The 14977-nt window shown below is 68.2% G+C and carries 17 protein-coding genes and 1 tRNA gene; 5 read left to right on the top strand and 13 right to left on the bottom strand.

Annotated elements, in window-relative coordinates; all coding sequences use genetic code 11:
• Positions 1-22 precede the first annotated feature (22 nt).
• Entirely contained in the window at positions 23-748 is a 726-nt protein-coding gene (locus tag ABD206_RS02375; RefSeq protein WP_344068727.1) for an alpha/beta fold hydrolase, read from the bottom strand.
• A 144-nt stretch (positions 749-892) separates the two neighbouring features.
• Between ABD206_RS02375 and ABD206_RS02370 the strand changes: the two genes are divergently transcribed.
• Together ABD206_RS02370 and ABD206_RS02365 are read left to right on the top strand one after the other, a co-directional pair.
• Positions 893-3622, top strand: coding sequence for a cation-translocating P-type ATPase (locus ABD206_RS02370; protein WP_344068724.1), 2730 nt, complete (start codon positions 893-895; stop codon positions 3620-3622).
• Positions 3619-4014, top strand: coding sequence for a VOC family protein (locus ABD206_RS02365; RefSeq protein ID WP_344068722.1), 396 nt, complete (start codon positions 3619-3621; stop codon positions 4012-4014). Before ABD206_RS02370 ends, ABD206_RS02365 begins: the two co-directional genes overlap by 4 nt.
• Here the strand turns inward: ABD206_RS02365 and ABD206_RS02360 are convergent.
• Genes ABD206_RS02360 through ABD206_RS02320 form a run of 9 tightly spaced genes read right to left on the bottom strand, consistent with a single transcriptional unit; the run spans position 3986 to position 10734 of the window.
• Positions 3986-5686: an MDR family MFS transporter gene (locus tag ABD206_RS02360; RefSeq protein ID WP_344068719.1), complete on the bottom strand. Its 1701-nt coding sequence runs from the start codon at positions 5684-5686 to the stop codon at positions 3986-3988. The two genes, ABD206_RS02365 and ABD206_RS02360, sit on opposite strands and share 29 nt — an antisense overlap.
• A gap of 40 nt (positions 5687-5726) precedes the next feature.
• A complete protein-coding gene (locus ABD206_RS02355) occupies positions 5727-6323 on the bottom strand; it encodes a TetR/AcrR family transcriptional regulator (RefSeq protein ID WP_344068716.1) in 597 nt (198 codons plus the stop codon).
• A gap of 46 nt (positions 6324-6369) precedes the next feature.
• Positions 6370-6774 (bottom strand): pilus assembly protein TadG-related protein, encoded by a 405-nt coding sequence (locus ABD206_RS02350; RefSeq protein ID WP_344068713.1) that lies wholly within the window; start codon positions 6772-6774, stop codon positions 6370-6372.
• Between the two features lie 20 nt (positions 6775-6794).
• The gene (locus ABD206_RS02345) at positions 6795-7247 is read right to left on the bottom strand and encodes a TadE family protein (RefSeq protein ID WP_344068710.1); all 453 of its coding nucleotides are present in this window, start codon (positions 7245-7247) and stop codon (positions 6795-6797) included.
• The gene (locus tag ABD206_RS02340) at positions 7222-7575 is read right to left on the bottom strand and encodes a TadE family protein (protein ID WP_344068707.1); all 354 of its coding nucleotides are present in this window, start codon (positions 7573-7575) and stop codon (positions 7222-7224) included. Before ABD206_RS02340 ends, ABD206_RS02345 begins: the two co-directional genes overlap by 26 nt.
• 47 nt (positions 7576-7622) lie before the next feature.
• Complete coding sequence (locus ABD206_RS02335) at positions 7623-7826, bottom strand: hypothetical protein (RefSeq protein ID WP_344068704.1); 204 nt, start codon at positions 7824-7826, stop codon at positions 7623-7625.
• A 33-nt stretch (positions 7827-7859) separates the two neighbouring features.
• Positions 7860-8735 (bottom strand): type II secretion system F family protein, encoded by an 876-nt coding sequence (locus ABD206_RS02330; protein ID WP_344068701.1) that lies wholly within the window; start codon positions 8733-8735, stop codon positions 7860-7862.
• Positions 8732-9589 (bottom strand): type II secretion system F family protein, encoded by an 858-nt coding sequence (locus ABD206_RS02325; RefSeq protein WP_344068698.1) that lies wholly within the window; start codon positions 9587-9589, stop codon positions 8732-8734. Before ABD206_RS02325 ends, ABD206_RS02330 begins: the two co-directional genes overlap by 4 nt.
• On the bottom strand, positions 9586-10734 hold the full coding sequence (locus tag ABD206_RS02320) for a TadA family conjugal transfer-associated ATPase (RefSeq protein ID WP_344068694.1): 1149 nt from the start codon (positions 10732-10734) through the stop codon (positions 9586-9588). The genes ABD206_RS02325 and ABD206_RS02320 overlap by 4 nt, the downstream gene beginning before the upstream one ends.
• A 116-nt stretch (positions 10735-10850) precedes the next feature.
• Here ABD206_RS02320 and ABD206_RS02315 point away from each other — a divergent pair.
• Both ABD206_RS02315 and ABD206_RS02310 read left to right on the top strand, forming a co-directional pair.
• A tRNA-Leu gene (locus ABD206_RS02315) sits at positions 10851-10932 on the top strand.
• Between the two features lie 49 nt (positions 10933-10981).
• A complete protein-coding gene (locus ABD206_RS02310) occupies positions 10982-11686 on the top strand; it encodes a DedA family protein (protein ID WP_344068691.1) in 705 nt (234 codons plus the stop codon).
• On the opposite strand, the gene ku is transcribed toward ABD206_RS02310, so the two are convergent.
• Entirely contained in the window at positions 11683-12495 is an 813-nt protein-coding gene (ku, locus tag ABD206_RS02305; protein ID WP_344068688.1) for a non-homologous end joining protein Ku, read from the bottom strand. The two genes, ABD206_RS02310 and ku, sit on opposite strands and share 4 nt — an antisense overlap.
• A 45-nt stretch (positions 12496-12540) precedes the next feature.
• Here ku and ligD point away from each other — a divergent pair, with 45 nt between their 5' ends.
• Positions 12541-13440 (top strand): non-homologous end-joining DNA ligase, encoded by a 900-nt coding sequence (gene ligD, locus ABD206_RS02300; protein WP_344068685.1) that lies wholly within the window; start codon positions 12541-12543, stop codon positions 13438-13440.
• 3 nt (positions 13441-13443) lie between these two features.
• Here the strand turns inward: ligD and ABD206_RS02295 are convergent, their stop codons facing one another.
• Entirely contained in the window at positions 13444-14358 is a 915-nt protein-coding gene (locus ABD206_RS02295; RefSeq protein ID WP_344068682.1) for a cation diffusion facilitator family transporter, read from the bottom strand.
• A 9-nt stretch (positions 14359-14367) separates the two neighbouring features.
• The gene (gene rdgB, locus ABD206_RS02290) at positions 14368-14976 is read right to left on the bottom strand and encodes an RdgB/HAM1 family non-canonical purine NTP pyrophosphatase (protein WP_344068679.1); all 609 of its coding nucleotides are present in this window, start codon (positions 14974-14976) and stop codon (positions 14368-14370) included.
• Position 14977: the final 1 nt, after the last annotated feature.

The following is a 14977-nucleotide window of genomic DNA, read 5'->3' as shown; positions in this document are numbered from 1 at the left end:
CCGCACCATGCGGTCATCGCACTCAGGCCAGAGCGAGCGGCCGCACGTGCAGGACGTCGTCCAGCAGCGCGAGGAGCTCCTGCGGCTTGAGCAGGTGCATCTCGTGGCGGCTGACGAACTGACGGACATCCCACCCGAGCGAGGCAAGCCGATCGAGGTAAGGCACGCGCAACAGCGACGACTGCGTGGCCTTGACGATGGTCGACGGGACCGCGGGTGCGCTCGGCACCACGCGGCGGGCATCCAGCTCCTGCGCCACCTTGCGAGCCATACCGCGGTCCCAGCGACGCGTGCTCGCGCGTAGGCGACGCTTGCCGGCAGCAGGAACGGCCGGGTCGATGATCGAGAGCATGCGCGCCACGATCGGGCCTGTCACGGGCCAGGTCAGCAGGTGGCGACCGGCGGGGCCCGCATCCACATCGAGCGCGGGATCCAGGTAGATCGCCCGTCGCGGGTTCAGGGCATCCACCGCATCGGCCAGCGCGCGGCCGCCCAGCGAGTGCCCGATGGCGACATCCAGCCCCTGCGGGAGTGTGTCGATCAGGTCCTGGCGGAAATCCTGCAGACGGTACTGCTCGGCCCGCGGGCTGCTGCCGTGTCCGCGCAGGTCGACCGCAAGCACGCGCATGCCATGTCGATGCGAGAGACGCTCGGCGAAGTCCTGCCACAGCAGACCCGAGCCGCTGATGCCATGGATGACGGCGGCCGTCCGTTCTCCGGAGCCGAATTCATGGATGGCCAAGCGCATGGCGCGACGCTACGCCGCCACGCTTCGAACTTGCCCAGAGCCGGCTCTGCGCCAGATGGGGAAACGCTCCTTACCGCCACGCGCCACGGGGAGTCCCGCTGGACAGCTCGAGTCACTAGGATCGGCCCCGGCGAAGGGATCCGCATGACCGACCAGACAGCCGCACACAGTTCCGCTCCACCGACCGGGCACGAGACCGCCTGGTGGACGCAGTCGCCCGATGCCACGGTCACGGCCCTGCGCACATCGGCGACCGACGGGCTTTCCCCGGAGGAGGCGGCGCGCCGCCTGGCCGAGACCGGCCCCAACACGATCCCCGCTCCGCCGTCGCCGAACGCATGGACGATCGCCTTCCGGCAGTTCGTCGAGCCGATGAACCTCATGCTGGTGGCCGTCGTCGTCGTCAGCCTCATCATCGGCCAGTTCGCGGTGGCCGTCATCGTCGCGGCCCTCATCGCGCTGAACGTCGTGCTCGGCACCCGTCAGGAGCTCGCCGCCCGCGCCAGCGTGAACGCGCTCTCGAACATGCAGATCCCCCAGGTGCGCGTCGTCCGCGGCGGATCGCTGCGCGAGGTGCCCGCGCCTGAGATCGTTCCCGGCGATCTCGTCCAGCTCGAGGCGGGAGACCTCATCCCCGCCGACGGCAGACTCATCCGCGCGGCCACACTCCAGACGCAGGAGGCGGCCCTCACGGGCGAGAGCGCCCCCATCGACAAAGACACCGCCGTCATCGACCAGGCGGATGTCGCGCTCGGCGACCGCGACAACATGTTGTTCCAGAACACGACCGTCACACGCGGCACCGCATCCCTCATCGTCACCGGCACCGGTATGCAGACCCAGATGGGCCGCATCGCCGCCATGCTGACCTCCGTCGCACCCTCCAAGTCACCGCTGCAGCGCGAGCTCGACGGGCTCACGAAGGTGCTCGGGTTCGTCGCCTGGGGTGCGGTGGCGATCATGATCATCATGGGGCTCCTGCGTGGCGAGACCCTCGCAACCGTGCTGCTGGTCGGCATCGCGATGGCCGTCTCTGCCATCCCCTCCGCCCTCCCGACCTTCGTGCAGGGCATGCTCGCCTACGGCGCGAAGCAGCTGGCCGAACACCGCGCGGTCGTGAAGAACCTCTCGGACGTCGAGACCCTCGGCGCGACATCCGCGATCAACTCCGACAAGACCGGAACCCTCACCCTCAACCAGATGACCGTGACCAAGCTGTACGCGCTCGGCCACTGGTACACCGTGGAGGGCGAGGGTTATCGCAAGTCGGGCGCACTGCGCCATGCCGCCGGCACCACCGTGCCGGACTTCACCTCACTCGCCTACGGTCTGTGCCTGAACTCCGACGCGACGGTCAGCGATTCCGGCGTCGTCGTCGGAGACCCGACCGAAGCCGCCCTCGTCGTACTCGCCGCGAAGCTCGGCGTCGACGCGGAAGAGAGCCGACGGACGTACCCGCGATTCGCCGAGGTGCCCTTCGATTCCGCCTACAAGTTCATGGTCACCTTCCATCACGCGCCCCTGCAGCAGGAAGAGACGTTCCTGGCGACGATGAAGGGCGGCCCGGACGTCGTGCTGGACCGGTGCACGAGCGCCGTCACCGACGATGGCGTGGTGCCGATCGACGAGGTGCGCGAGCAGATCCTCGCCGCCAACGCGGAGCTCAGCGGCAACGGACTGCGAGTGCTCGCCTTCGCCGTGCGCGCCCTCCCGGGGCGCGAAGCGGATGCCGAAGCAGACCCGATGGCACTGGCAGAGGAGTTCACCTTCGTGTCCCTCGTGGGCATCATCGACCCGCTGCGCCCCGAGGCGATCGAGGCAGTACGCGTCGCCGGCGAAGCCGGGATCGAGGTCCGAATGATCACGGGTGATCATGCCGTGACGGCGGCGGCCATCGGTCGGGAGCTGGGCCTCGGCCCCGGCGCGATCAGCGGACCAGAACTTCGCGCGCTTTCCGATGAGCAACTCACCGAGCGACTTCCGGATCTCCATGTCTTCGGCCGGGTCACCCCCGACGACAAGCTGCGCATCGCCCGCCTCATGCAGCAGCGCGGTGACGTGGTTGCCATGACAGGCGACGCCGTGAACGATGCGGCCGCCCTCAAACAGGCCGACATCGGTGTCGCGATGGGATCGGGTAGTGAGGTCACCAAGCAGGCCGGCAAGATGATCCTCACCGATGACAACTTCGGCACCCTCGTCGAGGCGATCAGACTCGGGCGCACGATCTACGACAAGATCGTCAGCTACGTCCGTTACCAGATGGCGACACTGTTCTCTCTCGTACTCCTGTTCCTGGTCTCGAGCATTCTCGACATCAACAGCGGTGTCCCGATCACCCCGCTCATGGTGCTGTTCCTGAGCTTTTTCATCACGTTCTTCCCGGTGCTGATGATCACCCTCGATCCGAGTCCTGCGGGGCTCATGCAACAGAAACCCCGGGACACCAAGGTGCCGCTGGCCAACGCGCGCTCGGTGACCCAGTGGCTCATCTACGGTGTCGCCATCTTCGGTGTGGCCCTGGCTGCGATGCTCCTCTCCCCCGGCACCCCGAGCCAGACCGAGGCGAGCGTGCCGGTGACGATGACCTTCGTCGTCATCAGCCTCGGGTCGGTCTTCGCCGGGCTCGCGATGCGCCGTGATCCCGGATCCGGTTTCGTCTCGCCCATATCGAACGCTTTCAAGTGGCTGTGGATCCCGGTCGTGCTGACGGTCTGCTCAGTCGAGATCGACTTCATGCAGGCAATGCTCATGACGACCTCACTGGATGCCGCGCAGTGGTGGCTGGCTCTCGGTCTGTCGGTGATCCCCGCGCTCGTGGTCGAACTCGACAAGGCGATCCGCCGCGCGGTTCGCCGCGCCAAGACAGCATGAGCGGGCCTGTCCCCTACCTCCATTTCGCCGGTGACGCCCGCGAAGCGCTCACGTTCTACCGCGATGTCTTCGGCGGCGAACTCCAGCTCCACACGTATGCAGACTTCTCCCGCGACGATGGTCCGGCCGAGGCCATCGCCCATGGCGAGCTCGCGGGAGCCGTGACGTTGTGCGCCGCGGATGCCGCCCCCGGCGAGACGACCCTGGCATTGTCGGGGGTCGAGTTCTCACTCCTGGGGACTGCGCCCGCCGACGAGCTCAGCCGGTGGTTCGAGAGCCTGTCAGCGGGCGGCTCCGTCATCGACCCGTTGCAGCGGCGACCGTGGGGAGATCACGACGGCGTCGTGCGGGACCGGTTCGGCGTCAGGTGGCTGATCGGGTACCAGGGCTGAGGTCACCCTCGTCCGCGGCGGCCGACTCCGGGTCCACGACGGCGACACCGTCCTGGCCGGCGATCACCGGCACCTCGCCCGCGCGCTGCGCGGCCTCCAGTCGCTCCGCTTCTTCTCCACCGACGGCTTCTCCACGCGCGACAAGGCCCGCGACATCCGAGAGCGGGATCTGCTTGAGGAACAATGCCAGGACGAAGGCGATGCCGATGAATGGCAGCACATACCAGAACACCGGCGACAGGGCATCGGCGTAGGCGTTGACGATGCCCTCCCGCACCGGGTCGGGAAGCTCGCTCATCACCTGCGGATCGATGGTGGCGGTCGCTTGCGCGGCCTCGTCGGGGCTGACCCCTGCCGCGGTGAACACCGAAAGCAGGTTCTCGCTCAGGCGGGTGGTGAACAGTGTGCCGAACACCGCGGTGCCCAGGGCCGCTCCTACCTCGCGGAAGTAGTTGTTCGTGCTCGTTGCGGCACCGATCTCTGCGGCCGGCACGGCGTTCTGCACGACCAGGATCACGACCTGCATGATGAAGCCGAGCCCGGCGCCGAAGACGAGCAAGTACGCACAGATGAGCCAGATCGGTGTCGTGGCGGTCATGCCCGCCAGCAGCACCAGCGCGCCGGCGGTGATCAGTGTGCCGAGGATGGGATAGATCTTGTAGTGCCCCGTACGGGTGATGAGCAGACCCGATGCGATCGAGGTTCCCATGAGGCCCACCATCATCGGGATCATGAGCAAGCCGGATGCCGCGGCGGAGGTCCCGGAGGCCATCTGCAGGAAGGTGGGGATGAATCCGATAGCCGCGAACATGGCCAGACCCAGCATGAGGCCGATGGCGGTGGCGTTGACGAAGACGGGATTGCGGAAGAAGCTCAGCGGAATGATCGGGTCTTCGGCGCGCGCCTCGACCACGATGAACAGGATCGCCGCCATGACCAGGCCCGCTCCCCACATCCAGGTCGCGAGCGAGTCCCAGCCGTACTCGGCGTCGCCGCCGAAGTCGGTGAAGAAGATGAGGCAGGTCGTCGCGGCGGACAACAGCACGACCCCGAGGATGTCGATCCGCTTCGTGGCCTTCTTCGACGGGAGCTTGAGGGCGACCAGCGCGATGATGAACGCCGCGATCCCGACCGGGATGTTGATGTAGAACGCCCACTGCCAGGTGAGGTGGTCGACGAAGTAGCCACCGAGGAGGGGACCTGCGACCGCGGCGAGGCCGAAGATGCCGCCGAGGGGGCCGAGGTACTTGCCGCGCTCCGAGGCCGGGACGATGTCGGCGATGATCGCCTGCGAGAGGATCATGAGGCCGCCGGCACCGAGGCCCTGCATGGCTCTGAAGGTGACGAACATCCAGAAATCGCCCGCGAACGCGCAGCCGATCGAGGCGAGGGTGAACAGGCCGATCGCGATGAGGAAGAGATGGCGGCGTCCGAGGACGTCGCCGAACTTGCCGTAGATCGGCATGACGATGGTCGTGGCCAGGAGGTAGGCGGTGACGATCCAGACCTGGTGCTCGACGCCGCCCAGTTGGCCGACGATGGTCGGCATGGCGGTGGACACGATCGTCTGGTCGAGGCTCGAGAGCAGCATCCCGGCGATGAGGGCGCTGAAGATGATCCAGATGCGTCGCTTGGTGAGCAAGAACGGCTGTTCTGGTGCCGTGGTGGTCATGCGGTGTCCTTTGTGGGGCTCGATCGGTCGTGCGGGGAGGTCAGGCGGCGGCGAACAGCGCGCGGGCCGCGGAGAGGTGGCGGCGAAGGATGTCGACGAAGGCGGTCTCGCCGTCGGAGCGGAAGAACTCCTCGCCGGTGCTCTTCATGAGCGCCCCGACGATGCGCACCGCCAGGAGGGCGCGATCATCGTCGAGCGCCCACCCCTGACGCTCGACGATGAGAGCGGCGTCGCTGCGCTCGGCATCCAGCAGGTGGGCCATGAAGTGGCGGTGGAGCGCCGGTTCGCGCTCGACGGCGGCGAAGACCAGCGGGATCTCGTCGCGCGTCATGTCGCTGGATTCCCACCGCGCGACCAGCAGCACGACCAGGTCGTCGAGCAGGTCACCCGATCCCTCGACGAACGCCCGATCTTGCTCGGCGGAGTCGGCGCGCACCGGCAGTCCGAGCACCGCATTTTCCTTCGTCGCGAAGTAGTTGAAGAAGGTGCGACGGGAGACACCGACATCCGTGCACAGCTCGTCCACGGTGAACCCGCCGAGGCCGCCCTCGGCGGTCAGCTCGCGGGCGCGGCGCCTCAGGGCGCGCTCGGTCTCGCGAACGCGCTGCTCACGCAGAGAAACTGCACTTTCTGACACATAGTGCAGTTTTGCACGATCTGGCCAATGGTGCAAGAAGTTTGGGTCATCCGAGTGCGTTGCGCGCGGTCGCCGACGAGGTGAGAGAGAGCCCGTCGGAGACGAAAGGCGACAGGATCGGCGGCTTCCACACCGCTCCGACCGTGACCCGCGCCGAAACCCCGTCGGGCGTGGACGCCGAGACCAACCATGCATCGTCGCCCGCATCGGCGATGAACCCCGCCGCGGCGTCCTGTATGCCGCCAGCGGTGAGCACCGCCCGCGGGACGCCCTCGTCGAGCTCGATCTGGAACGAATCGGCGGCGGCGAGCGCGGCGGCATCAGCGAGACTGTCCAAGCGCTTGTGGGCGAGGTAGAGGCTCGTGGCATCCACCGTGACGACAATCAGTGCGAGCGCGAGCACTCCGTAGACCAGGATGAGCGGCAGAATGCTTCCCTCGTCTCTGGACATCACTGCGTCGACACGCCGCATCACTGACCCGAGTAGCGAGAAACGCGCTGCTGCGCGGTCGCCGCAATCGGCACACTCGCGACCTCGGCCATGAACGCAGGAGCGAGGGGCAGCGGGACGCGCGTGGTGACGCGCACGGACACGGTCGCGCCGTCTTGTGGACACGCCCCGGTGGCGGGAGCGCACGTCACCGCGAGGTCGAGAGCGTCCGGGTCGAGATCGTAGGCGTCCGAGACCTCCGCAAGGATCATGCGGGCCCGCGCGTCGGCGCCGACGTGATCCGGCGCCATCGACAGTGCCCGCGCAATGTGGCGCGCGGCCGCCTCGACACCGAGCGCGTGTCCCTGGATCTGTCCGAGTGCGACGATCAGGTAGACAAGCGGCACCAGCAGCAACAATCCGACGGTGAGGAACTCGAGCGTCGCGGACCCACGATCGTCCGTGGCGTCAGCCCAGATATTCGCGCGGGGCATCGCCCACCACCTCCATCGCGATCGGTCCGGACCAGAGACCGACCACAGGAACGGCCGTGCGGACCGTGACGCGAACGGTGCCGTTGACACCCTCGGCCACCAGGGCCGCCTCGACATCCCGCGCGTAATCGGGCCCCACGGCACGCGCGATGAGGTCGGAAGTACGCGCTGCGGCCGCGCCCGGATCGACGTCGGCGAGCGCCCCGTAATACGCCCCCTCGACGGCGGCATCGTGTACGACGTTTCGCACGTAGACGGCGATGCCGAACTGGACCACCCCGAGCGTCAACGCCGTGAGCAGTGCGGCCACCATGGTGAACTCGGCCACGGCCGAGCCGCGCTCGTCAGCGAGACGAGCCCGACCGCGGTGACTGCTCAGAATCCGCTCACGCGCGAGATCGCCTGCTCGAACACCCCGACCAGCGCAGGCCCGGCCAGCGCCCAGATCACGACGACCAGACCTGCGGTCATGAGCGTGATCAGCACCCAGCCGGGGACATCTCCCCTCTCGTCGCGGGTCAGGGCTGTGCATGCCGAGCGCAGCCGCCGCAGAGCGGGAACAGCGAGTGTGAGGGACATGGGTGATTCCTTTCATCGGCGGATCGAACACGGTCACCCCAGGCGCAACATGACGACGCCGGGAAAGATGGCAAAAAGAACACTCACCGGCAGGATGAGGAAGACCACGGGAAGCATCATGAGGATTTCCTTTCGGCCGGCCTGCTCGATCAGAGTGCGCTGCGACCGCGATCTGGCATCCTGCGCCTGCGCGTGCAGGACCTCGACCAGCGGTGTACCCCGATCGATCGCGGCAACGAGGTGATCGACCGCTCGGGTCATCGCGGGACTGCCCAGTCGCGCCGACGCCGATCCGAGTGCGGCCGGGAGCGACTCACCGGTCCCCACCTCGATCGTCGCGGTGCGCAACGCCCCGGCCACGGCACCCCTGCCTCTCTCGCTCACGCGGCGGAGCGCGTCGATCAGACTCTCCCCCGCCGACAGACACAGCGCGAGAAACTCCAGGACGACGGGCACCTCGTCCTCGATGCTCGCCGCACGGGCGCGCTCGCGCGCCGAGGCGATGAACTTCCGGCACATCACGCCGGCAGCACCGCCGAGGATCGGCAGAGAGACCATCACGAGGGGTGAGGTCATCCCACCCGAGGCCGCGACCATGATCAGGATCGCGGCACCGGTCGCGACTCCCCCGCACGTCCAGATCAGCACGTCCGAGCGCACCCAGCGGGCCCGCAGAAGATCCCCCTGCAGCAATCTGTCGGTCGGCACACGGCGATCTCTCGCATCGTCCACGAGCACCGTCGTCGCCAGGCGCGGATCGCCGTCACTGACATCACGGAGGTACGGAGCGAGTCGAGCCGGAAGCGCCCGCGCTCGCCACATCGGGATACATGACAAGAGCAGCATCAGCCCTGAGGCGAGCGCCACTCCGAGCACGGCGGCGGTCGCCGCATCCACCACACCGCTCACGCGAACCACCGCCGAGACTCGGGAAGCCGCCCCACACGAATCATCACGCGATAGGCGACGGCGGTCACCACCGCGCCGGAGAGCACGAGCAGCACCCCGACCGTGGAGGAGTACGCCGCTGCCGCCTCGGGTCGCAGCGCCAACAACGCCAGGATCACCCACGGCGCGAGCGCGGCGAGGATCGCCGCACCCCGGATCCACGACTGGCGGGAAGCCACCTCCGCGCGCAGAGCTGCCTCCGCCCGCACCGCCGCCGACAGCGCGCGCAGGGTCGGGACAAGCTCGGTGCCGCCGACATCCCGCGCCATCCGCAGCGTCTCCATCACGCGATCGCCGACAGGATCGGCAAGGCGACGCTTGAGCTCGACGATGCTCGCATCGAAGTGCCCCGATGCGGCGACATCCGCCGCGAAGTTCGCGAAGGCGTCGCGCAGCGCGAGCGGGCCACTCGCCGCAAGTGCGGCGACGGCATCGGGCAGCGACATGCCGGCACGGATGGAGGAAACGAGAAGGTCGCACACATCCGGCCACAGCGCGCGGTGTTCGGCGCGGCGCCGATATGCGCGCGACCGAAGCCAGACCGTAGGTGCGGCACCCGCGGCGACCCCGGCGAGCACCCAGAGCGGCACCCCCGGGGCGAGCAGCCAGGCGAGGGCCGCAACCATCACAGATCCGCTGACAGTGATGAGGGCGACGGTGCGCGACGAGACAGTGCGAGCCAGCCCGGCGTCATCGATCAGACGCGACAGCACCGTCGTGCGCGCCGCGCGGGCGACCGGCGGCCGCTGCCAGAGCCAGGGCGACACGACGAGGAGCATTCCGCAACCGAGCGACGCCCCGAGAAGGAGGATCATCGCCCGACCCCGTCGATCACCCTCGTCCGGTAGCGGCCCTCATGGACATCCACCGGCTCGGCGACTTCGGCCACCCGTCGTGATCCGTCCGCTGCACGCGTGCAGTGCACGACCAGGTCGACAGCGTCAACGACGGCGGGTGCCACGAAGCCGTGATCGATGTTCTGACCCGCCAGCAGCGGCAGCGCGGCGAGCTTTCGCAGCGCGTCCGCAGCGGAATTGGCGTGGATCGTCGCCGCTCCCGGCACACCGGTGTTCAGCGCGAGGAGCAGGTCGAGCGCCTCCGCGCCGCGGACCTCACCGATCACGAGGCGATCGGGACGCATACGCAGTGCCTCCTTCACGAGGCGTCGCAGCGAGATCTCGCCCGTCCCCTCCAAGCTCGGCTGTCGCCCCTGAAGCGCGACGAGATCGGGCGCCGTCACGGCGAGCTCGAACGTTTCCTCCACCGTGACGATGCGCTGAGCGCGAGCGCACTCCTGCAGCAGCGCGCTGAGCACGGTCGTCTTGCCCGCGTGCGTGGCACCCGAGACCAGGATGCTCCGGCCGGTCCGCATGGCGTCTGCGAGCACCTCGGCGGTAGACGGGCGCAGCGAGCCCCCGCGCACGAGATCATCGAGCGTGCGAAATCGCGGCAGGAACCGTCGGATATTCACTGCCCAGTGCGCTCTGGTGACGTCCGGGATCACAACGTGAAGCCGACTCCCGTCAGGCAGGGCGGCATCCACGAAGGGCTGACTGAGGTCGACGCGACGCCCGGTCGAGTGCAGCATACGCTCGACGAGATCGCGGACGACGGCGTCGGTGAGGACCACCGGAACACGCGACGCCACCCCCGCGCGGGCGATGTAGACGGCGTCGGGCGCGTTGATCCAGATCTCCTCGACCTCGGGGTCTTCGAGGTACGCCTGGAGCGGGCCGAAGCCCGACACCTGCGCGAGGATGTCGCGCACGTGGAACACCTCGTCGTCCAGGAGCGCGCGGCCCTGCGCGAGCGCGGCATCGTTGTGCCGCCGGATCTCGTCGCGCACGATCAGCCGCGCCCGCTGCGGGTCACGACCCGGATCGACCTCGGCCGCGCGCAGCAGGTCCCGCACGCGCTCGATGACATCACCGGCAGCGGAGGCGGGGGCGGAAAGTGTCACGCGAACATGCTCACAGGCCCCCGCCGCACGCATGCGAGTTATCCACATCGCCGGCTCGCACAGCGGTGTCGCCGCCTGAGGCCGGCCGGGTGATCATCAGTAGACTGATGCCACTCGCGGGAGTGGTGAAATTGGCAGACACGCAGGATTTAGGTTCCTGTGCCTCCGGGCGTGTGGGTTCAAGTCCCACCTTCCGCACGACTGACGCAATGCCGCTCCGCTGCCCCTGACACACGACGGGACCCCCGTGCACTCACTGGCTCTCATCCCCTGGCTCGATCCCGAGACGATCATCGAGGCGGCAGGCCCCTGGGCACTGCTCGTGGTGTGCCTGATCATCTTCGCCGAGACGGGTCTGCTGGTCGGGTTCCTGTTCCCGGGTGACACACTGCTGATCATCTCGGGGCTGCTCACCCACACCAACGATGTGTTCGGGGTGAACATCTGGGTCGTCTGCGCGCTGATCGCTCTCGCCGCGTTCCTCGGCGGTGAGCTCGGCTACTACATCGGGCACCGCGGCGGCCCGTCGATCTTCGAGCGCAAGGACTCCGGGATCTTCAGCAAGCGCAACGTCGACCGCACGAACGCCTTCTTCGAGCGCTTCGGGCCGCTCGCCGTCATCCTCGCCCGCTTCGTCCCCGTGGTGCGCACCTTCACCCCCCTCGCAGCGGGGGTCGGACATATGCCGTGGCGGAAATACTCCCTCTACAACGCCATCGGTGCCATCCTGTGGGCGTTCGGGATGACGCTGCTGGGCTACGTCATCGCCTACATCCCCTGGGTGCGGGATCTCGTCACCCAATACATCGACCTCATCCTTCTGCTCGCCGTCGGCGGGACCGCCGCGGTGATCGGTGGCCACTACTTCTACGAGCGCTGGAAGGCGGGCACGTCGCGCACTACTGACGAGAAGGGCGCCGCGGAGACCGAGGAGACACCAGCCGGGTCCTAACCGGTCTCCTCCTGCGCGGCACGGCTCGCGCGCGTGCGCTCGACGCTGGCCTGGAGCGCGGCCATGAGATCGATGACCTCGCCACCCTCCTTCAGACCGCGATCGCCGAAGGTGGCCGCGGTATCGATGGCATCGCCGTTCTCGAGCTTCGCCTCGATGAGGGTGCGCAGCTCCTGCTGATACTCATCGACGAAGGCATCAGGGTCGAAGTCGCCCGAGAAGCTCTCGACAAGGGATGCCGACAGCTGCATCTCCTTCTCGGAGATCTTCACCGGCTCGTCCAGGGCGGGAAAGGCCGCCTCGCGCACCTCGTCCGCCCACAGCAGGGTCTGGAGCACGAGGACATTCCCGCGTACGCGCAGGGCGGCCAGCCGGGTCTTCTGTCGCAGCGAGAAGCGCACGATCGCTGTCCGCTCGGTCTGCTCGAGCGTCTGCCGCAGCAGGACGTAGGCCTTCGGCGAGAGGGAGTCGGGCTCAAGGTAGTACGCCTTGTCGAAGGTGAGTACGTCGATCTGGTCGCTGGGGACGAACTCGACGACGTCGATCTCTCGGCTGCGCTCTGACGGCAGGGATGCGAGGTCCGCCCCGGTGAGCACGACCGTCTGCTCCCCGTCGTCGTACGCGCGGTCGATGTCCTGGTAGGCGACGACCTCACCGCAGACCTCGCACGTGCGCTTGTAGCGGATGCGCCCGCCGTCGGCGGCATGCACCTGGTGGAGTGAGACATCGTGGTCCTCGGTCGCCGAGTACACCTTCACGGGCACATTCACCAGTCCGAAGGTGAGCGCACCCTTCCAGATCGTCCTCATCCCCCCAGTACACACGTACCCGGGCCTGAGGGCTAGCCTGAGCGCATGGCCGGGCGCGAGCAGACCGTGCAGATCGATGGGCGTCGTGTGCGCCTGACGAACCTCGACAAGGTGCTCTACCCCACCACCGGCACGACCAAGGCCGAGGTCATCGAGTACTACACGCGCATCGCACCCGTGATCTTGCCGTTGCTCGCGGGACGCCCCCTCACCCGCAAGCGCTGGCCCGATGGGGTGGGCACCCCCGAGGCATCCAGTGATTCCTTCTTCACCAAGAACATTGAGCAGGGCGCTCCCGAGTGGGTGACACGGATGCCGATCGCGCACTCCACGGGCACGAAGCACTACCCGATCGCCGACTCCGTCGCGACCCTGGTCTGGCTCGCCCAGGTCGCGAGTCTCGAGCTGCACGTGCCGCAGTGGAGATTCGGCTCGGACGCGCATCCGCTCGCGCCGGATCGGATGGTCTTCGATCTGGATCCGGGACCCGGCGTCTCTCTGGCCGACTGCGCGGACGTCGCGCGCATGGTGCGCGACATCCTGCACGGCATGGGAATGGCGGCTGCCGCCGTGACCAGCGGCAGCGCCGGCATCCACCTGTATGCGCCGCTGGGCGGGAGTGTTTCGAGCGACGCGGCATCGACGCTCGCCCACGAGCTCGCCCGGGCGTTGGAGGCAGATCATCCCGACGCGGTCATCAGCACGATGAGTAAGGCCGCTCGCCCGGGGCGGGTCTTCATCGACTGGAGCCAGAACAACGGCAAGAAGACGACCATCAGCCCCTATTCGCTCCGCGGGCGGGTGGCGCCGACTGTCGCCGCACCGCGCACATGGGAGGAGCTCGAAGACCCGGCACTCGGGCAACTCACGATGACGCAGGTGCTCGCGCGCGTCGACGCGGGTGTCGAGCCGTTCGGCGATGCGCTCGCATCGCGGGAGGCGTGAGCGTCAGTCGTGGGTTGCCTCGCCGGCGTCGACATGCCCCGCGGGCTCGAGCTGGAAGGTCGAGTGCTCGACGTCGAAGTGGTCGGCCAGGCACTCCTGCAGGCCGGTGAGGATCTCGCCTGAGCGACCCGCAGCGAACGCCGCCGGTTCGACGACGACGTGCGCGGTGAACACCGGCGCGCCGCGGGTCAGCTGCCACACGTGCACGTCGTGGACATCCACGACGTCGGGCGCCGACAGGATGTGGTCGCGAATCTCGGTGACCTGCGTCCCCTGCGGTGCCGCCTCGGAGAGCACGTGGAACACCTCGCGCAGCAGGCCGATCGCTCGCGGCACGATGAGCGCCGCGATCAGCAGCGAGGCGATGGCATCCGCTGCGTCCCACCCGGTGATCAGCAGCACGACGGCGGCCACGATCACCAACGCGGAGCCGATCAGGTCGCCGAGAACCTCCAGATACGCGCCGCGGACATTGATGCTCGTCTTCTGCGCCGCGCTCAGCAGCCACATGGCCACGGCGTTCGCAAGGAGCCCCACGATCGCGACGACCAGCATGACCCCGCCGAGCACATGCTCGTCGTCGGGCTGCAGCAGGCGACCGATGGCCTCGATCACGACCCAGATCGACAGGCCGATGAGCAGGACGCCGTTCACGAGCGCCCCGAACACCTCCGCGCGCTGATAGCCGTATGTCTGGCGATCCGTCGCCGGACGCGCCGCGATGGTGCTGGCGATCAGCGCGATCACCAGGGCCGCGGCATCGGTGAGCATGTGGACGGCGTCTGCCAGCAGCGCGAGCGAGCCACTCCAGATCGCGCCGATCACCTGAACGACCAGCACGACGGATGTCACGCACAGCGACGCGGTCAGCAGGCGCCGGTTGCTGGCGCCGCGAACACCGGGGGCGTGATCGTGCATGGGCCCAGGCTAGAGTGCGGCCAGCAGGGGCACGAGCGCGTCGAAGGCGCGTGCTCGGTGCGAGGCGGCATCCTTTTCCGCCGGTGACCACTCCCCGACCGTCCGCTCGGCGCCCGGTCGCTGGCCGTCGGGGATGAAGATCGGGTCGTAGCCGAAGCCACCGGCACCGGCGGGCGCGAGAGCGAGTCGTCCGGGCCACCGACCTTCCACCGTATGCTCGCCCTCTCCCGGGACCACCAGCGCGATCGTCGACACGAATTGTGCCGCGCGATGCGGGTCGCGGATGTCGGCGAGCTGGTCGAGCAGCAGCTCAAGGTTGGCGACGGCATCCTTGCGCTGGCCCGCCCAATATGCGGAGAAGATCCCGGGCGAGCCGCCGAGCACATCGACGCAGATGCCGGAGTCGTCGGCCACAGCGGGAAGCCCCGTGTGGATCGCCGCCGCGCGCGCCTTGATGAGCGCGTTCTGCGCGAAGCTCACCCCGTCCTCGACCGGCTCCGGTCCGTCGTAGGCGACGATCTCGACCGGCAGCCGTGCGGCGGTGGCCATGCGCTGCAGTTCTTCGACCTTGTGCGCGTTGTGCGTGGCCAGCACGACCCGCCGGGGTTCGGCACCCACG

This window comes from Microbacterium sediminicola (assembly GCF_039531125.1).
In the GTDB taxonomy this organism is placed as follows: domain Bacteria; phylum Actinomycetota; class Actinomycetes; order Actinomycetales; family Microbacteriaceae; genus Microbacterium; species Microbacterium sediminicola.
The sequence above is the reverse complement of the archived record's forward strand: the minus strand, read 5'-3'. Positions and strand labels throughout refer to the sequence as shown.